The 20,546-nt window shown below is 46.3% G+C and carries 12 protein-coding genes; 10 read left to right on the top strand and 2 right to left on the bottom strand.

The features are described 5' to 3' along the window. The first annotated feature begins 150 nt into the window (after positions 1-150). The 10 genes from ECHVI_RS02545 (at position 151) to ECHVI_RS02500 (ending at position 18,745) form a co-directional block, all read left to right on the top strand. Complete coding sequence (locus ECHVI_RS02545) at positions 151-2,106, top strand: M1 family metallopeptidase (protein ID WP_015264375.1); 1,956 nt, start codon at positions 151-153, stop codon at positions 2,104-2,106. Positions 2,107-2,755: 649 nt separating this feature from the next. Next, positions 2,756-5,818: a SusC/RagA family TonB-linked outer membrane protein gene (locus ECHVI_RS02540; protein WP_245553415.1), complete on the top strand. Its 3,063-nt coding sequence runs from the start codon at positions 2,756-2,758 to the stop codon at positions 5,816-5,818. An 11-nt stretch (positions 5,819-5,829) separates the two neighbouring features. Then, positions 5,830-7,692, top strand: a complete 1,863-nt coding sequence (locus tag ECHVI_RS02535; protein ID WP_015264373.1) for a RagB/SusD family nutrient uptake outer membrane protein — start codon at positions 5,830-5,832, stop codon at positions 7,690-7,692. Positions 7,693-7,704: 12 nt separating this feature from the next. Further along, on the top strand, positions 7,705-8,388 hold the full coding sequence (locus ECHVI_RS02530) for a DUF3823 domain-containing protein (protein ID WP_015264372.1): 684 nt from the start codon (positions 7,705-7,707) through the stop codon (positions 8,386-8,388). A gap of 83 nt (positions 8,389-8,471) precedes the next feature. Continuing rightward, the gene (locus tag ECHVI_RS02525; protein ID WP_015264371.1) at positions 8,472-9,455 is read left to right on the top strand and encodes an arabinan endo-1,5-alpha-L-arabinosidase; all 984 of its coding nucleotides are present in this window, start codon (positions 8,472-8,474) and stop codon (positions 9,453-9,455) included. 51 nt (positions 9,456-9,506) lie between these two features. Further along, positions 9,507-10,943 (top strand): arabinan endo-1,5-alpha-L-arabinosidase, encoded by a 1,437-nt coding sequence (locus tag ECHVI_RS02520; RefSeq protein ID WP_217189915.1) that lies wholly within the window; start codon positions 9,507-9,509, stop codon positions 10,941-10,943. Between the two features lie 15 nt (positions 10,944-10,958). Beyond that, a complete protein-coding gene (locus ECHVI_RS02515) occupies positions 10,959-13,301 on the top strand; it encodes a glycoside hydrolase family 127 protein (protein ID WP_245553414.1) in 2,343 nt (780 codons plus the stop codon). Positions 13,302-13,400: 99 nt separating this feature from the next. After that, a complete protein-coding gene (locus tag ECHVI_RS02510; RefSeq protein WP_015264368.1) occupies positions 13,401-15,332 on the top strand; it encodes a glycoside hydrolase family 97 protein in 1,932 nt (643 codons plus the stop codon). Positions 15,333-15,378: 46 nt separating this feature from the next. Beyond that, entirely contained in the window at positions 15,379-16,926 is a 1,548-nt protein-coding gene (locus ECHVI_RS02505; protein WP_041739319.1) for an alpha-N-arabinofuranosidase, read from the top strand. 130 nt (positions 16,927-17,056) lie between these two features. Next, positions 17,057-18,745, top strand: a complete 1,689-nt coding sequence (locus ECHVI_RS02500) for a ribulokinase (protein ID WP_015264366.1) — start codon at positions 17,057-17,059, stop codon at positions 18,743-18,745. Positions 18,746-18,824: 79 nt separating this feature from the next. On the opposite strand, the gene ECHVI_RS02495 is transcribed toward ECHVI_RS02500, so the two are convergent. Beyond that, positions 18,825-19,541, bottom strand: a complete 717-nt coding sequence (locus ECHVI_RS02495) for a VIT1/CCC1 transporter family protein (RefSeq protein ID WP_015264365.1) — start codon at positions 19,539-19,541, stop codon at positions 18,825-18,827. A 55-nt stretch (positions 19,542-19,596) separates the two neighbouring features. After that, positions 19,597-20,517 carry a mechanosensitive ion channel family protein gene (locus ECHVI_RS02490; protein WP_245553413.1) on the bottom strand — a complete coding sequence of 307 codons (921 nt, stop codon included), beginning with the start codon at positions 20,515-20,517 and terminating at the stop codon, positions 19,597-19,599. Between the last annotated feature and the right edge of the window lie 29 nt (positions 20,518-20,546).

Here is a 20,546-nt window from a genome sequence, read left to right as displayed (position 1 = left end):
TGGTTTTCGAAGTTGCCAAGCAAATTAGAGAAGGGCGTTGGTTATGTTTCTGACCGTTGATTTTTTAATTCTTTAACCATTAAAATAAATACATTTTCTGTTCGTCAATCTTTATGTAAATTTGGCGAAATATTATAATCAACTCAAGATATGAAATATACTTTAGAGAAACTCTCATTCTTGTTTTTATGCTTGTTTGTAGTGCAGGTTACGGTAGCACAGCAAGTGGAAGAGAACAACCAAAGTGAATTTGGCGATTTTATTTACCGTAAAGGAAACATGTATCGATCTGCTTCCGGAAAGCCGGGGCCGATGTATTGGCAAAACCGGGCTGATTATGAAATCGATGTGACGTTGGACGATGAAGCGCATACCATTACCGGCAGCGTGACCATTCATTACACCAATAACAGCCCAGAGCCCTTGGATTTTGTATGGCTTTATCTGGAGCAAAACAGGTTTACCGAAGATTCTAGGGGAACCTTGACCACGCCAATCCAAGGAAACCGGTACAATGGCGATGTTGACGGAGGTTATCAGTTGTCCAATGTATCTGCAAAGGTCGGCAAAAGAGGTGATGCTTCTGACAAATATTTGGTGACTGACACAAGGATGCAGGTGTTTTTTGATGAGGCGATTCCCGCAAAAGGTGGGAAGGCAACTATTTCCATGGACTTTTCTTACAAAATTCCAGAAAAGGGAATGGATCGAATGGGCCGTCTAGAGGTAGAGGAAGGTACCATCTATGCCCTTGCGCAGTGGTATCCTCGTACAGCGGTTTTTGATGATGTGAAAGGTTGGAACACCGAACCTTATCTTGGTGCCGGTGAGTTTTATTTGGAGTACGGTGATTTTGAATATTCCGTGACGGCTCCATCTGACCATATTGTGGTAGGCTCCGGTAAATTGCTAAATCCTGGAGACGTGATGACCAGCACCATGCAGGACAGAATGGACAAGGCCATGAAAAGTGATAGCACGGTCTATATCCTTACTCCTGATGAAGTAGCTGATCCAGCCACCAGGTTAAAACAAGAAGGGAACTTGACCTGGAAGTTCAAAATCGAAAATTCTAGGGACATAGCCTTTGCTTCTTCACAGGCGTTTATTTGGGATGCCGCCAAAATAGACTTGCCTAGCGGTAAAACCATCTTGGCCCAATCTGTTTATCCTAAAGAAAGTGATGGACAGGAAGCTTGGTCCCGATCTACAGAGTACAGTAAGGCCTCTATCGAGCATTACTCAGAGAAGTGGTTTGAATTCCCTTATCCTACAGCTACGAACGTTGCCGCTGACATTGGGGGAATGGAATATCCTGGGCTTAACTTCTGCGGTTATGAGAGCAAAGGTGAATCACTTTGGGGGGTTACCGATCATGAGTTTGGTCACAACTGGTTCCCAATGATTGTGGGCAGTAACGAGCGGCTTTATCCTTGGATGGATGAAGGCTTCAATACTTTTATCAACCACTACAGCACCTTGGCCTTCAATGATGGTGAGTACCCTGCTGATCTAGACCATACCAGAAAATATGTTTCTTGGTTTAACAGGGAAACGCGTGAGGGAATTGATACTTATCCAGATGTGGTGAATACCAGCAATCTAGGAATGACAGCCTACATGAAGCCAGGTATGGGATTGATTATGCTGCGCGAATATATCCTGGACCATGAGCGGTTTGACAATGCTTTTACATCTTATATTGAAACATGGGCATTTAAACACCCGCAGCCTACGGACTTCTTCAATCATATCGAGAATGTAGCCGGTGAAAATTTGAATTGGTTCTGGCAGAACTGGTTCTATGGAACGGAAAATATCGACCTGTCCTTAGATGGTGTTTATCCATATGGCGGTAATTATGTATTGGCACTTTCGAACAGAGGTGGTGTGCCGATGCCAGTACTGGTAGAGGTTACCTTCAAGGACGGAACATCCGAGCGATTTAAATTACCGGTGGAAATCTGGCAACGAGGTGATCAGTGGAACCATCTTTATAAGACCGATAAGGAGGTAAAAAGTATAGAGATCGATCCGGATAAGGTGTTACCTGATGTTAATATAGGCAATGACAAGTGGCCTTCTGCGATTTATGAGGAGGAATAGTAGACCATTCTATTCATTGAGGATAAAATTGAGTAAAAAAGGCGGGGCTTCCCGCCTTTTTTTATGCAATCTTATTTCATGTATTATTGGTATTCATGATGACTCATATGAATGGGTTGCAGTTGATGTTGTTTTATCAATATGATTTTGAAGTAAGAAAATTTTTTCAATAAAATTATTTTTCCACTATTTGTAAACCAAGTCCTGTTTCGTTATTGATAATTGTGTAAAAAACACTTTTTTATTCTAAATCATTAAAATTTCTCAACTCAAACCCTTTTTATAAAATTCACCAGAGCCAGTTTCTGTAATTTATTAGTGTTAAAATCACATTTAATTTTTGCGAAAGCGTAGAATATTCTCTAATATTCGAAATAATTAATAAGTGGCTTTGGTACACTTATTTTTAATCTAGCTTGCTGAGCATGATGTGATTGCTCAAGGTACTCGCTGTTCGTGAGTTATTAAATGATTAATGAGTTTCTAATTTTCAATAAACCCCATTAATATGAAATGTAAAGCTTTACGTAAGCATTTTATGGTGGCGACTTTGCTAGGAGCATTTCTTTTACAGCAAGTCCCTCCACTTGGAGCCGCGCCGCTCTCTCACCCCCCTCTTTTAATATCGAATTTTCCTAAAAGTCAAACCATGGAAATCACTGTTTCAGGAACAGTGGTTGATGGAGAGGGAATACCCATTCCCGGTGTTTCCGTGTTGGTCAAGGGAACGAGCATCGGTGTAGCCACTGATTTGGATGGAAAGTATACGTTGGACGTGCCATCAGCAGAAAGCGTTTTGGTATTTTCTTATCTTGGCTATGAATCACAAGAAGTCACGGTCGGTAACCAGACCAACATAGACATCACCCTAGGTGAAAACCTAAGTGACTTGGGTGAAGTAGTCGTAGTAGGTTATGGTGTTCAGAAAAAAGGAACCATTACCGGCGCCGTAGGCGAAGTAGATTCGAATGACTTGATCAAAACCCCTTCCGTGACTACCTCAGAAGCACTCGTAGGAAAGATTCAAGGAGTAACCGCACGGCAGACCGATGCTCGACCAGGTTCCAGTGCATCCATTCAAATTAGAAACATGGGTACACCGCTGTATGTAATCGATGGAATCCCTTCTGATGCAGCCCAGTTTAACAACCTTGGTCAGAATGACATTGAGAGCATCTCGGTGCTGAAGGATGCATCCGCTGCGATTTACGGTATGCGTGCAGCAAACGGTGTGGTATTAGTTACTACCAAAAAAGGTAAGGCCAATCAGCCCGCAGAGATCAGTCTGAACGGTTATTATGGTTTGCAGAACTTTACCCGCTACCCTCAACCGGCCAATGCCTATCAATATGTGAGGGCGAATGCAGAGTCCAATGTTAATGCTGGTAGGGCTCCGGGAATATCCCCGGAAGAATTGGCCAAGTGGCAGCAAGGTACCGAAAAGGGCTATGTAAGCACAGATTATTACGATTTCGTGATTAAACCTAATGTGCCGCAATATTCCATTAATGGTAGTGCCGTGGGAGGATCTGAAAACACTAAGTATTATATCTCTTTGGGGCACCTTAAACAAGATGCTACCATTGAAGATTACCTTTTCGAAAGGACCAATTTCCAGTCAAATGTCGATGTTACCTTGGCAGATGGCTTTAAAGTAGGTATGCAGCTTAGTGGCCGTATCGAAAACAGGGAACAAGTAGGGGTACCAGGTTTGGACGATTACTTTAACCCATTCCTGAGTATCTTTACCATGTGGCCTACAGAGCGACCTTATGCCAATGACAATCCCAATTATGTCAATGGAGAGGTACACAATATCAACGTCAATCCTGCTACATATACCAAGGAGATCACAGGATATATCGAAGAAGTGCAGCGTGCGATTAAGGGGAATTTCTTTGCGCAATACGACTTCGATTTTGGCCTGTCCATGAAAGGTACATATTCCTACAATTATACCAATCTTGATTTTAATGGGTTTGAGTATACTTATGATGGCTATGGCTATGATGAAGCAACGGATACGTACTTCACCAACGATAATATGGGTAACCAAAACCCATGGAGAGAAAGAAGAAAAAGAAATACAGTAGACCGTGTGGGGCAGTTTCAACTCAATTATGCCAAGAATTTCGGGGTACATAACCTGTCTGCCATCTTAGGATACGAGCGATGGGATCAACAATCCCACTACATGGTCGTGCATACCGTACCACCGAATAATTATATCCCGTTGATGTCATTTGCCGATCAGGATTTGCTGATTGATGAAATCTATCAGGAAGCAAGGGACGGTTATTTGGGTAAAATCAACTATGACTATAAAGAAAAATACCTACTTGAATTTATTGCCAGATATGATGGCTCCTTCCTTTTCCCAAAAGAAGATCGATATGGATTCTTTCCTGGGATTTCAGCGGGTTGGAAAATCACGGACGAGTCCTTTATGGATAATATCAAGGGCAATGTACTTTCGGACATGAAAATCAGGGCTTCCTGGGGCCAAACCGGTAACGATAGATGGATCGGAAGCAATGAATTCATCGTGGCGCCATTTAGCTACTATGCTGGCTACGACTTCATCCCTAGCGCAGGAGGAAGTGCTGTATTGGACGGTGGTTTTGTGCCAGGCGTAGATCCTAGGGGACTGCCGGTGACCAACTTATCCTGGATTACCAATACAAATGTGAATATCGGTATAGATACTTATCTGTTCAACAGTAAGTTGTTTGTTCAAGCCGATGTGTTTCAGCGCAAGAGAACAGGGATTCCTGCAGGAAGGTATGACGTTTTGCTTCCGCTAGAGGTAGGCTATGGCCTACCGTCCGAAAACCTCGAGTCTGATGTCCATAGAGGCGTGGAAGGTATGGTGACCTATACAGGCAAGACAGGGGAAGTGGACTTTTCCATCAGTGCCAATGCTACAGTTTCAAGGCAAGAAGTACTGGAACGGTATAAGCCTCGCTTTGGTAATTCCTGGAATCAATACCGTTCGATGGAAGACGGTAGGTGGTCCAATATCAACTGGGGCTATAACGTGGTTGGTAGATTTGAAAGTGAGGAGCAAATCGAGAACTATCCAGTGGATATCGATGGAAACGGTAACCGAAATGTGCTACCGGGAGATTTTATCTACGAAGATGTCAATGGGGACGGTTTAATCAACAACCTCGATGAACGCCCTATTGGATATGCAGAAGGGGCCAATCCCTATATGAGTTTTGGCTTAAATGGATCAGCTAGTTATAAGGGATTTGAACTGTACTTCAGTTTTGCGGGGGCATCTATGCAGACCTTTACCAGAAATTGGGAACTTCGATATCCCTTCCAGAACAATGGAAACTCGCCTGATTTTATGTTTGAAGACAGGTGGCACCGCGAGGACTTATTTAACGCAGACAGTGAATGGGTACCAGGTACTTACCCAGCCATCAGAAGGGCGGGAGCCGATCACCTTTACAGACACAGTAATTTCTGGCTGACCAATGTGCGCTACCTAAGATTGAGAAACCTTGAGCTGGGCTATCGAGTGCCAAAAGCCTTCTTGGAAAAATATGGCATCGGTTCACTAAGGCTGTATGCCAACGGTACCAACTTGGTCTCTTTTGACAATGTGAAGAGCTTTGGTATCGACCCGGAAATTGGTTCTGCTAATGGCTTGGTGTATCCACAGCAGCGACTGTTCAATTTTGGATTTAGCCTAACCTTTTAAACCCCAAAATGATGAAATTATCAAAATTAACGATAACGCTTGCGGTAGTTGCAGGGCTGTTGATGAGCTCTTGTGAGTCTGATTGGCTAGACCGTGAGCCACCGAATATATTACTTGATGACCAAGTATGGAATGACGCTGGATCCATTACTGGCGTATTGTCCAATTTCTATGACCGTCTACCGGCGCACACCTCCCTCCAAGCAGGATGGGTGGACTTTGCCGCCTATGATGAAGCCACTTGGTCAGGATATACAGGAAATGATTACCTGAATAATCTCCTCACTTATGATTATGGAAGATGGGGGCTTTGGGATTATAATTTGATCCGGGACATTAACTTATCGATCGATAAATTAAATACGTTTTCCTCCTTGCCAGAGGATCAGCGAACGCAGTTTATCAGTGAGTTGCGGTTTATCAGAGCCTTCGTGTATTTTGAGCATGTGAAGCGAATGGGAGGGGTCCCGATCATCACGGAAGAATTAATTTATGACTTCAGTGGCGATCCTACGTACCTGCAGTATCCACGAAATACGGAGCAAGAGGTTTATGACTTTGTAATCAGTGAAATGGAGGCAATCATGCCTACACTGGGCAACGGAGAAAGCATCACCAGGGCCAATCGTTTTGTTGCATTGGCAGTGGTCAGTAGGGCTGCGCTTTATGCCGGTTCCATTGCCAAGTACAATAACCTGATGCCATCACCGATTTCTTTGCCTGGTGGAGAAGTGGGCATCCCTGCTTCCGCAGCGGATGGGTATTTTACCAAATCGTTGGAAGCTTCTCGAACCATTCTTCAGGAAGGTGGATATGCGTTATATAACAACAATCCGGACTTGGGAGAGAACTTCTACGAGGCGATCGTTTCCAAGTCCAGCAACACCGAAGTGATTTGGGTACAAGATTACTTGGCCTCGGCCGATAAGCGCCATTGGTTTACCTATGATAATGTGGCTCGATCTGCCCGTGAAGATAATCTGGCTTCTTCTGCCTTGACGCCGATTTTGAATTTGGTGGAAGATTATGAGTACTTGGATGGTAGCTCAGGGGAATTGAGAACCCGCACTGCCGATGGTTCAGATTACATTTATTATGACAATGTGGAGGATATCTTTGCCAATAAGGATGCGCGTCTATATGGTACGATTATCTATCCTGGAGCGCCATTTAGAGGACAGGAGATATTTATGCAAGCTGGCGTAATGGAATGGAATGGATCAGGTTATGATATGATCGAATTTGCTGATCAGCAGCCCGACCTTGGCTCGGTTTACACCGATGGGAGCATATTAAAATCAGAAGCTGGTCCGCACAGAAGCTTGCAAGATGTAAGTAACACAGGTTTTTACCTGCGTAAGTATGTAGACGATACCCCAGGATCCAGTACCAGAGGTAACCTTAGTGAAGTATGGTGGGTGAGGTTCCGCCTTGGAGAGATTTACCTGAATGCCGCCGAAGCTGCTTTCGAGCTTGGTGAATCAGGAGAAGCCCTTGGCTATGTGAATACCCTCAGAGAAAGAGCAGGTTTCGGAGCCAACAGTCTTTCTAGCGTGACATTAGAGCAGATTCGTCATGAAAGAAGAGTGGAACTGGCGTTTGAAGACCATGTGGTATGGGATTATAAGCGCTGGAGGGTAGCTCACCTGAAATGGTCAGGTAGTACGGATAATCCGGAAAGTATGGCCTATAGCCTGTATCCTTACAGGGTGATCAGGCCGGGTGATCCTAGAGATGGTAAGTATGTGTTCGTCAAAGAAGTGGTGCCACGCTTTAGGGCTCCCCGCTTCTTCAGGTTGGGGAACTACTATTCCCGTATCGGGCAGAATATCATCGATGCCAATCCGAAAATTGTAAGAAATCCATTCCACTAAAAGATGCCAATTATGAAACTAAATATCATTCAATCGTGCCTTTTGCTGGTGCTGGGTTTTATGGTGGCCAGCTGCGAGTACGATAATTTTGAAGAGCCAAAATCCACCTTGACCGGTAGGATTGTGTATGAAGGGGAACCGCTTGGGGTAAGAAACCAAGGGGTCCAACTGGAACTTTGGCAGCATGGCTATGACCTGTTCCAAAAGATTCCCGTTTATGTTTCGCAGGACGGAACCTTTTCTGCCAAATTATTTGACGGTGATTACAAGCTCACTTTGATCCGCGGCAATGGTCCGTGGATGGATCAGACGGATTCCTTGGACATTGCATTGAATGGCTCCCAAGAGATCAACGTTGAAGTGAATCCTTATTTCACACTCGATGAGCCTAGTTATGAGATCGTCAATGATACTATTGTCAGGGCAAGCTTTACGGTGAATCAGATTAATGCTGCCAGTACCTTGGAATTTACGGACGTGTACATGGGGAGAACCTCCCTCACGGACATCGTACGAAATGAAGGACTGGGAAGGTTCTTTGACGGACAGGTGACCCCGGGGACGCCTGCTACCGTGGACGTGACCGTTCCCAATCACTTAAGAGGCAGAAGTGACTTATTCGTTAGGGTAGGTGTAAAAACACTTGGTGTGGAAGAGTTGCTTTATTCCCAAGTGGACAACGTGTCCATCAATTAAGTCACCACTATTAACGCCTATTTAACTGTAGAATATTCAGCCATCTGAAGGGGTGGCTGAATTTCTCATTTATGAGAATAGCCATGAAAAAAACACTGATTACCTTATTTCTGATGTTGACATGCATTTTTTCAGGAATGGCTCAGACCATTTCGGTGCATGATCCTGTGATGATCAAGGAAAACGACACCTATTACCTGTTTTGTACGGGTAGGGGAATTGCGGTGTGGTCTTCTCCAGACATGGAAAATTGGGAGCGTGAAGCGCCGGTTTTTGCAGAGGCGCCCGCTTGGGCCAAAGAGGTTGTTCCTGAATTTGCTAACCACATTTGGGCACCAGATATTTTTTTCCATAACGGTCAGTATTACCTGTATTATTCTATCTCCACATTTGCCAAAAACACGTCTGCCATTGGCGTAGCCACCACTAAAACACTCGATTCTACTTCCCCTGATTTTGGCTGGACCGATCACGGGATCGTAATCGAAAGCGTGCCGGGCAGGGATATGTGGAATGCCATTGATCCCAATATCATTACTGACGATGAGGGAACTCATTGGATGTCTTTCGGCTCCTTTTGGGGTGGATTGAAGTTGGTGAAGCTGTCAGAGGATATGTTATCAGTAGAGAATGGGCCAGAAGACTGGTATACCTTGGTGAGAAGGAAACGCACCTTCGAACTGGATGAAAGGGATCCAGGAGATGCAGCTGTGGAGGCTCCGTTTATCTTTAAGAAAGATGGTTATTATTATCTTTTTGTGTCATTTGACCTTTGCTGTAGAGGGGAGCGTAGCACCTATAAAATGATGGTGGGCCGGTCTAAGCACCTTAAGGGCCCCTATGTAGACCGAGAAGGAAAGAGTATGTACAATGGCGGTGGTACCTTGGTGCTGGAGGGTGATGAAAACTGGTATGGAGTAGGACATAATTCCACTTATACATTTGACGGAAAAGATTATTTGATTTTTCATGGTTATGATGCACAAGAAAATGGTAGACCAAGGCTGTTTATAAGAGAAATTAGCTGGGATAATAAAGGCTGGCCACAGGTGAGCATAGAAGAGTAAATGAACCTTCCCCGATTATACCGAGCAGTTTGCCAGTTATTGGTGCTTGCTATGGGGTTAGCAGCGTGTGCTGTGGATCCGGAAGCTCCAGCTAACACTGGACAGCCCAAAGCGGAAGAGGCTTTCCAGTTGACCGATATCATGGATACTTATGGTGCTATTTCCTCTTTTGGCAATAGCGCCCAGTGGGGACCCTATAATGTCCACGATCCTTCCATAGTAAAAGTGGGGGAGTGGTTTTACAGTTATAGCACAGACGTGGCTTATGGTCATCCGATGCTTAAGGTGGGCGTTCAGATCCGTAAGTCCAAGGATTTGGTTCAATGGCAGTTTGTGGGATGGGCTTATGATGGTTTGCCGCCACAAGCGACAGGGTATATTTCTGCTCATGGCGGAGAGCCTTTCGAAAACACATGGGCTCCGTATATTTTGGCGACCGATGACGAGTTTAGGTTATATTACTCCCTGTCATCGGGGGTCCATAAGCTCAGTGCCATTGGCTTATTGACATCGGATACTCCCGAGGGGCCTTGGCAGCAGGCCGGTTTGGCGGTCACTTCAAATACGGATATTCCCATGACCAATGCCATCGATCCTTCCGTGATCATAGATGAGGATGGCAGGCATTGGATGTATTATGGCTCGGCTTACGATGGTATATATGTGCTGGAGCTGGATCCGGCCACAGGGCTGGCGAAAACACCGGATGACAAAGGAAAGCGGGTAGCCCAAAGAGGCTTTACCAATGGGATCATCAATGGCAACATCGAAGGGCCGGAGGTGATCTTTAACGGCTCCACGGGTTATTATTACCTTTTTTTATCGTATGATTGGCTGGAAAGCAAGTATAATATTCGCGTAGGGAGGTCGAAAAGCCCTGAAGGCCCATTTTTGGATTTCCACGGAAATGATATGAACAGGGAAGCGGATAACGGTCCCATGATCGTTGCCCCTTATCGTTTTGAGGGACATGCTGGATGGCAAGGCACTGCGCATAATGCGGCTTTTGAAGAAGATGGACGCTTTTTTATCGCCCATCAGGGAAGGCCGGTCGTGGATCGTTTTTATATGATCATGCATGTCCGGGAGCTCTTCTGGACAGACGAGGGATGGCCCGTCGCTTCTCCGCAGCGATTTGCGAACCTCGAAAGGACGACAGTGACGCGTGATGCCCTGGTGGGATCTTGGGAGCAAATAGTGTTGGGCTATCAGGTGGTTCCGGGTTTTGCAGCCGAACAAACTGACCCTAATTTGCAGGTATCGTATGAAATTCGACTTCACGCAGATGGCACCATCGGTGGGGAGTCAGCGAACAAGTGGTCTTATGATGCCCCGTGGCTGACATTAAACTATGGAAATGGTATATTTATAGACCAGGTCATCGTGCACAATGGATATGACTGGGAAAATCATCAAGAAACATTGTTGTTTACAGGGTTAAACAACGAAGGAACGGCCATTTGGGGCAAAAAAGAATTAGCGGATTAAGCAATGGAAAAACACATGAAAAAGATCATTTTCGGTTTATGGTTACTTTTGGGAGTCCAAGCAGCCATGGCCCAAACACCAGAAGTAGCCCTTTTTAGACTTGATCAAGTAAGATTGTCTCCAAGTCCATTTTTAAATGCCCAGCAAGTGGACATGACCTATATGAAGGCCATGGAAGTTGACCGACTATTGGCACCATACATGTTGGAAGCGGGGGTAGACTGGGCTGCTGATCGATACCCGAATTGGGAGAATACGGGCTTGGATGGACACATTGGCGGTCATTACCTCTCTGCCTTGGCCATGATGTATGCCAGTACAGGTGATGCAGAAATGAAGCGAAGGATGGATTATATGGTGGAGCAGTTGGCAATGGCCCAAGCCAAAAATGGAAATGGATACGTCGGTGGAATTCCTGGCGGTATGGCCATGTGGGAAGAAATTGGTCAGGGCGAAATCGATGCCGGTGGCTTTTCCCTAAACCAAAAATGGGTACCGCTTTATAATATCCATAAAATCTATGCAGGCCTTCGCGATGCATACCTGATCGGTGGGAATGCCCAGGCAAAGGAAGTATTGTTGGATTTGACCGATTGGTTTTACGAGTTGACCAAGGGGCTTACCGATGAGCAGTTCCAGCAAATGCTCGTCAGTGAGCATGGCGGGTTGAATGAAGTGTTTGCAGATGTCGCAGCGATCACGGGTGAGGCTAAATATTTGGAATTGGCCAAGAAAATGTCCCATGAATGGTTACTTGAACCGCTGGAGGAGCAAGAAGATAAGCTTACCGGAATGCATGCCAATACCCAAATTCCCAAGGTGATCGGATTTCAGCGGGTCGCCCAAGAGGGGGATTTAGCAGAATGGCAAGAGGCTGCAGATTTCTTCTGGCATACCGTTGTGGAAAACAGGACCGTGGCCATTGGCGGAAACAGTGTAAGGGAGCATTTTCACCCTGAAGATGATTTTTCCCCAATGGTCTCCTCCAATCAAGGTCCCGAAACCTGCAATACCTACAACATGCTCCGCCTAAGCGAGCAGCTCTTTATGTCTAATCCCCAAGCGGAATATGTGGACTTTTTCGAAAGAGGATTGTATAACCATATCCTTTCCAGCCAGCATCCGGAGAAAGGCGGTTTTGTTTATTTTACGCCCATGCGTCCCGAGCATTATCGGGTATATTCCCAGCCACAGCAGGGTTTTTGGTGCTGCGTAGGTTCCGGCCTGGAAAATCACGCGAAATATGGAGAATTTATCTATGCCCATTCCGAGGAGGAATTGTACATTAACTTGTTTATTCCATCGGAATTGAATTGGGAAGAAAAGGGAATGGTGCTTACCCAGACGAACAATTTCCCCGAGGAGCCGCAGAGTGTATTTACTTTTGAGATGGATAAGGCACGTAAAATGCCCGTTAAGTTGCGCTATCCCTCTTGGGTGGCAGAAGGCGCCCTACAGGTTTCGGTGAATGGTCGTCCCTTCGAGGTGAACGCATCACCTTCCTCATACATCACCATCAACCGTAAATGGAAAGATGGTGATCGGCTGGAGGTAAAGCTGCCCATGGAGATGCAGTGGGAGCAGCTGCCGGATGGGTCGGACTGGGGAGCATTTGTCTATGGGCCGATCGTGTTGGCCGCTATGGAGGGGAGCGATGATATGCCCGGGTTATTTGCGGATGACAGTAGAATGGGCCATGTGGCATCAGGGAGGATGATCCCGCTTTCCGAAACGCCTGTTTTACTCGCAGAAGGTACGCGGCCAGCGGATCTTGCGGTGCCCTCGTCCCATCCTTTGCAATTTGAGTTGGCAGCCGTAGATGCTAGGGAAAACAGCTTCACGCTAAGACCCTTCTATCAGGTACATGATGCACGCTATCAGATTTACTGGCCTGTGAGCAAGCCAGACCAAGTGGCCGCCAGAAGAAAGGCCATTGGAGCAAAAGATGAAGTGATGCTGGCCTTGGAAAGGGCTACGGTAGACCAGGTGGCCACGGGCGAACAGCAGCCAGAGTCGGACCACTTCTTCAAGGGGCAGCATACGCTGTCCGGGAATACGGACGGATATTTTTGGCGAAGTACCAGCGATTGGTTCAGCTATGAGCTGAAGAATCCAAATGGAGAAGGTAAAAAGTTAAGATTGGTCTTCCCTGCCCGTGTGGAAGGAAATCCTTTCGAAATTTTAATCAATGGCGCATTGTTTCAGGAAGTTGTCTTGAAGGATCAGGAAGGGGTCAGCCAGGAGGTGGATTATGTCCTGCCTGAAGCCCTGCAGGATGAGGAGAAGTTAGTGGTCGAATTCAGGGCAAAAGAAGGCCAATCTACAGAGCGGATTTATGACGTGCGCTTGATGAAGTAAAATAGCAGGAAACTGGTCGCTTGCCAGATTGATAATCCCCTTTACCGAGAATGTTAAAGAAATTTTAATTAAAGGCGTTAAACCCAAAAACCATAACAAATGACAAAAATAACCCTAACCATTTTCTTGCTTATAGGCTGCTGGGCCTGTTCACAGTCCCAAGAAGACATGACCTTGTCTTCCCCTGATGGGCAGTTGATGCTTGATGTGAAGGTGGAGGAAGGAAAGGTTCGTTACCACCTTAATCGCAATGAAAAGGAAGTCCTAGAGTGGTCCCAGCTTGGTGTGGTGATGGACCAAGCAGATTTATTTGAAGGGCTGACCTTGGAGGAAGTGACGGCAGTGGCGGCAGTGAGTGATCAATACACCCTTTTGCACGGCAAAAAGAAAGAAGTCACCTATCAGGGAAATGAAAAGCAATACCAGTTCTCCAATGCAGAAGGTGAAAAGCTAACCATCATTTTCAGGTTGTCCAATGATGGCTTGGCTTTCCAATACGAGTTTGACGGGGAAGGCGATGCAGTATATACGATTGAGGAGGAAAAAACGACGTTTAACTTTCCCGAAACCGCCAAAGCATGGATGCAGCCCATCGCCGAGGTAAATACGGGGTGGGAAAGCAGCAATCCTTCCTATGAAGAGGAGTATCAAATGGGGGTTTCCGTAGGGACAGCTTCTCCCATTCCTTCGGGCTGGGTCTATCCGGCACTTTTTCTGAGCAATGATACCTGGGTGCTGGTTTCGGAAGCTGGCTTGGGCGACGATTATTGTGCCACGAGGTTGGATGCGGAGTCTCCGGGAGGGGAATATGCGGTGGCCTTTCCAAGTGATGAAGAAGCGTTCCCGGGAGGTCCTGCCAAGCCGACCAGCAGCTTGCCATGGAAGTCTCCATGGAGAATTTTGGCTGTTGGTGATTTGGGTACGGTCGTGGAGTCCACACTGGGCACAGACATGGCCAAACCCCAAATTGACATGTCGGCTGATTTTGTTGCGCCAGGCCAAGCGGCTTGGAGCTGGGCACTGGGAAAAGACGAATCCATTACCTATGATATCCAGAAGGCCCATATTGACTTTGCTGCCAAGATGGATTACGAACATTGCTTGATCGATGTCAATTGGGATACGACCATCGGCTATGACAAGATAGCTGAACTCGTGGCCTATGCGGCTGAAAAGGGCGTGAACGTGCACCTTTGGTACAACTCCGCAGGGAGCTGGAACACGACTCCATATCACCCCCGAAACATGCTGGTGGCAGACGAGGACAGGATGAACGAGTTTATGCGGATCAAAGAAATGGGAGTGGCCGGTGTGAAAATCGACTTTTTTGGCGGTGACGGGCAATCCATGATTGGGTATTACCATGCTATATTGAAAGATGCTGCTGAAGTGGGGCTGATGGTGAATTTTCACGGCACCACCTTACCAAGAGGCTGGCAACGGACTTACCCTCACTTGATGACCATGGAGTCTGTAAAAGGCTTTGAAATGATCACGTTTGAGCAGGCATTTGCAGATCGGGTGCCGGCACATTGTGCGGTATTGCCCTTTACGCGAAATGTGTTTGACCCGATGGATTTTACGCCGATGTCCTTGGACGAAATTCCAAATATCGACAGAAGGACCAGCAAGGCCTTTGAACTGGCATTGACAGTAGTATATGAATCTGGTGTCCAGCACTTAGCCGAATCGCCAGCGGGAACCGCCAAACAGCCACAGGAAATCATCCAGTACCTTCAGGACCTACCAAAGACATGGTCAGATACCAAGTTTGTAGCGGGTTTTCCGGGTGAATTTGCCGTATTGGCCAGAAAAGGGGACGGAAGATGGTATGTCGGTGGCATCAATGGGGCCGATGAAAACAAGTCGATCCCGCTGGATCTGTCCTTTGCGAAAGGCGATAATAAGTGGCTGCTCATCAAGGATTCAGGTGATAAAGCTAGTTTTGATGTTGTGGAAGTGGCTGGTAATGGGGTTGGTAACATAGATTTGTTGCCAAATACGGGTTTTGTGCTTTTCCAATTGAAATAAAAAATGTAATTTAGACACTTAATAACGAATAAACCTAATTAAAATGATGAAAAAGACCTTACTTGGTGGCCTGATGATGGCAATAGCAATGCTGTCCGGAGTTACGGCCATGGCCCAAAACAAACTGGTCATCAATGCAGACCAGGGGAAGACCCAAATTAGCCGACATATTTATGGGCATTTTAGCGAACACCTTGGACGCTGTATATATGGCGGGATCTGGGTAGGCCCTGATTCAGAAATTGAAAATATCAATGGCTACAGGACTGATGTTTTTGAAGCCTTGAAAGCCTTGGATATTCCAAACCTCCGATGGCCAGGTGGTTGTTTTGCTGATGAATACCACTGGACAGATGGAATTGGTCCCAGAAGCGAACGTCCAAAGATGATCAACACTCACTGGGGTGGCGTGACGGAAGACAATTCCTTTGGCACACACGAATTTTTTGGATTCGTAGAGATGCTGGGTACAGAACCTTATATTACAGGCAATGTGGGCAGTGGTTCAGTAGAGGAAATGTCCAAGTGGGTAGAGTATATCAACTTTGATGGCGTAAGTCCTATGGCCGATCTGCGTAAGAAAAACGGCAGAGAGGAGCCATGGCAGATCAAATACTGGGGCGTAGGAAACGAAAGCTGGGGCTGTGGAGGAAACATGACTCCAGAATACTATGCCAACGAATACAGAAGGTATGCTACGTTTGCAAGGGATTATCCTGGAGCAAAACTGTATAAAATTGCCGGTGGTGCCAATTCTACCGATTACAATTGGACAGAAGTGTTGATGCAGAAGATACCGCTTCACATGATGGATGCGATGTCACTGCACTATTATACCATTCCAGGCAGCTGGGGCAACAAGGGATCTTCCACAGACTTTGACAAAGAGGAATACTTGACCACTTTACAGAAAGCGGCCTTTATGGACCAATTGCTGACCAACCATGAAACCAGAATGGACAAGTACGATCCCAACAAAAGGGTGAAGCTTATCGTGGACGAGTGGGGAACATGGTATGACGTGGAGCCAAATACCAACCCAGGTTTCTTGTACCAGCAAAACACCTTGAGGGATGCTTTTGTGGCGGCCATTACGTTAAACATCTTTAACCAACACGCCGACCGTGTGCACATGGCCAACTTGGCGCAGACGGTAAATGTGCTTCAGGCATTGATCCTGACCGAGGAGGATAAAATGCTTTTGACGCCTACATACCACGTGTTTGACCTTTACAAACCGCACATGGACGCGACATTGCTGCCGTCTTACTTGACCTCTGAGAAGGTAAAGGCGGGAGATGTGGAAATGGATGCCCTGAACGTATCGTCATCTCTTTCTGAAGATGGAACCGTCAATATCAGTATTGCGAACGTGGATCCGGATATGGCCATCGACTTGGAGGTATTCCTACACGGTACAGAAGCAAATGAGGTTTCAGGAAGGTACCTTACGGCTCCTGCGCTAAACAGCCACAATTCCTTTGAGGAAAATGATGTGGTAAGCATCGAGGCGTTTGATGATTTCAAGTGGAACAAAGAGGTGCTAAATGTAAAAGTACCAGCAAAGTCCGTGATAGTACTGCGCGTAAAGTAAGGTAGTTTTGTAGTGGTGAGGAGTGAGCTATGTGTATTGAGACATTGACCAAAGCAGCAGATTGTCCTTTGTGACCTGCCTCAATACTACTCAACTCGGCAAAAATTAACGAACAATCAACAACTAGAAAATGAACGACAAATTTGTCATCGGCTTAGATTACGGTTCTGACTCTGTCAGGGCTGTAATCGTCAATACGGGCAATGGAGAGGTAAAAGGCAGCCATGTCTTTTGGTACCCCAGATGGAAAGCGGGTAAGTACTGTGATCCCGTAAACAATCAATTTAGGCAACATCCATTGGATCATTTGGAAGGACTGGAGGAGACCATCCGGGAAGTGATCAAGGAGTCTGGGGTTCCTGCTGATCAGATCAAGGGAATCTGTGTCGATACGACGGGTTCTTCCCCTATGGCGGTGGACCAGCAAGGCAAGCCCTTGGCCCTGTCTCCCGAATTTGCCGAAAACCCAAATGCCATGATGGTGCTCTGGAAGGACCATACGGCAATCAAAGAAGCCGATGAGATCAATGAGTTGGCCAGAACTTGGGGAGGAGAAGATTATACCAAATATGAAGGTGGCATCTATTCTTCAGAGTGGTTTTGGGCAAAAATCTTACACGTGATCCGTGAAGATGATGCTGTCGCTCAAGCGGCGTATTCCTGGATGGAACATTGTGACGTGATTACCGCTGAATTGATCGGAGCAGACAACCCGCTGGACGTCAAGCGGAGCAGATGTGCAGCAGGCCATAAGGCGCTGTGGCATGAGAGTTGGGACGGTCTACCCCCGAAGGAATTCCTTTCTAAGCTGGATCCAAGATTGGCTGATTTGAGAGACAGGTTGTATACCGAAACCTTTACCTCTGATTTGCCAGCCGGCAATTTAAGTGCCGAATGGGCCAAAAAATTAGGGCTCAGTACGGATACGGTTATCGCCGTAGGAACTTTTGATGCCCATGCCGGAGCAGTAGGGGGAGAGGTTACTGAAAACACCTTGGTAAAGGTAATGGGGACATCCACCTGCGACATCATGGTGGCGACACATGAGGCGATCGGAGACAATTTGGTAAAGGGAATTTGTGGTCAAGTGGATGGCTCTGTCATTCCAGGGACAGTAGGCTTGGAAGCAGGCCAGTCTGGTTTTGGTGATGTATTGGCCTGGTTTAAGCACCTGGTGGTCAAGCCGACTGCAGCACTTATCCGAGCCAGCAATGTGCTGGATGAAGAAAAGAAAGAAGCCCTGATCCACGAAATCGACAGCCAGTTGCTGATCAAACTGTCAGAGGAGGCGATCCAAATCCCACTGTCAGAAACTGCGCCGGTAGCCCTCGATTGGGTAAACGGACGAAGAACTCCTGACGCCAATCAAGCGCTGAAAGGAGCGGTGATGGGACTCAACATGGGCACCGATGCCGCAAGGGTGTTCAAGGCCTTGGTGGAGTCCATTTGTTTTGGGTCCAAAAAGATAGTGGACCGCTTCAGGGAAGAAGGCGTAGCCATCGATACCGTGATTGGTATGGGGGGGGTTGCGAAGAAGTCCAAATTGGTCATGCAGACCATGGCGGATGTGTTGAACATGCCGATCAAAATTGCCACTTCTGACCAAGCACCTGCTTTGGGGGCGGCAATGTATGCATCCGTTGCAGCGGGCATTCATCCGACCACAGAAGCGGCCATAGCCGCAATGACGAATGGATTTGACAAAGTCTATGAGCCAATCCCGGAAAATGTGGAGGTTTATAAGGCTTTATATGCTAAATACGCTGAGTTTGGCGCCTTCGTGGAAGGGCAAACATCTCCGGTTTTAGCAGATCAATAAGATTTTACCACTAACAACCGTGGCCCTCTTGGGGTTCTTTGTCAATAGCAAAGGACGCTTTGAGGGCTTTTTTTATGCCTTAAGATGTCAGCAATTGCTCCAATACATCACCCACATAATAGGCTACTACCGCTGCGAAAGCACCCAGCAGCAGGGTTTCCAGGGCGCCTTTCCATATTTTGGTTTCCGTGACGTACGTCTTTAAGATCCCAATGATGATAAACCCCAATCCCGTGAGTATAGAAGTGGTCAGGAAGATATTGCCACTAATCGGATAAAAATAGTCCCAGACATAGGTCATGAGTGGAATTAAGCCAATGGATATGAAAGAGAGGTAGGTGAAGAGACCGATGAGCAGGGGCTTCTTCTTGTCCTTGATCATTTCCAGTTCCTCTTTCATCATCACGTCTACCCAACGATCCCGATCACTGATGATGGTTTGCACTACCTGCTCCAATAAGGTGCCTTCAAATCCCTTGGCCCGATAAATGGTCCTGATTTCCTCTTCTTCCTCGTGAGGAAGATGCTTGATTTCCCAATACTCACGATTCCGATGTTTGTAATAATTGTCCTTTTCGGATTTTGCAGATAAGTAGGCTCCTATGGACATGGAGAAGCCATCGGCCAATAAATTGGCAAAGCCCAAAATGATAATGATCGATGCATCCAGCCCGGCTCCCACAGATCCCGCGACTACCGCAAAAGTGGTGACACAGCCATCAATGCCACCATAAACAAATTCCCCAATGTATTTTTCAAATTTTCCTAATGGTAGCCCCTTAAAAAGGTTGTTCATAATGCTTTTCTTTTTGTCCAAGCGGTGACTTGACAACACGGATGATGGTGGTTTCTCATTGGCCATTCGGCGATTGCAATTTCACTGGAAGGTCCTTTTGGCTGCTGTAGAGTTTCAGCTCCACTATATCACTTGGCATGGAGAAGCCATTGGCCTCCAAGGCTTCTTTGACTTGCTTGATGACCTCTCCTTTGACCATGACTGCTTCCCGCCGAAATTCATAGGTGTCCACCCAGAAGAATACTTTCAGGTTTACCGTGCTGGTGGCCAGCTGATCCTCGGCAACATAGTTTTCGTGGACCGCATCTTGGATAATGGACGGATGACTGTTTACGGTCTCCAAGATTACTTTTTTGGCCTGCTCGATATTGTCCTCATAGGCAATGCCTACAATAAAGTCCCAGCGGAAAAAACCATCTTCGGTATAGTTTATCACCGGTTTTTTCAGGACATCACTGTTGGGGATATAGACATCCTTGCCATCAAAAGTCTTGAGCTTGGTGTAGCGAAACTCCAAGGATTTGATCTTGCCAAACAGGTCTCCTACTTCTACGGTGTCATTGACATTAAAGGGACGGTTAAAGGCCAAGATGATGCCACTGATAAAGTTCTCCCCAATGTCCTTAAACGCAAAACCAATGATGATGGCAGAAGCACCTATTGAACTGAGTAAGAAGGTCGTGATTTCCCCCAGTCCGGCGATGTTCATGGCGTAGATAATGGTCAGAAGGAAAAAGCAGATTTTTACGGTGTTCCCCAGAAACCGGCTCATGAGGGGATCACTGGACCGGTTTCTGATCTTAGATCGGGTGATTTCTCCAATCCGCCTGGCTATGATATAGCCGATGGTAATGACAAGGATCCCAAGGATAATACTGGGGACGCTTTCAAGAAAATTTTGCCATGATTCCCTGAGTGAGCTTAAGATGGTTTGGAGGTGGCCTTGTTCCATATTGTTTGTCGATGCTTTATCCAAAATACTGATTTTTTACATAAAATCCGTAA

This window comes from Echinicola vietnamensis DSM 17526 (assembly GCF_000325705.1).
Taxonomy (GTDB): Bacteria; Bacteroidota; Bacteroidia; order Cytophagales; family Cyclobacteriaceae; genus Echinicola; species Echinicola vietnamensis.
This window is presented reverse-complemented; position numbering and strand designations above follow the sequence as displayed.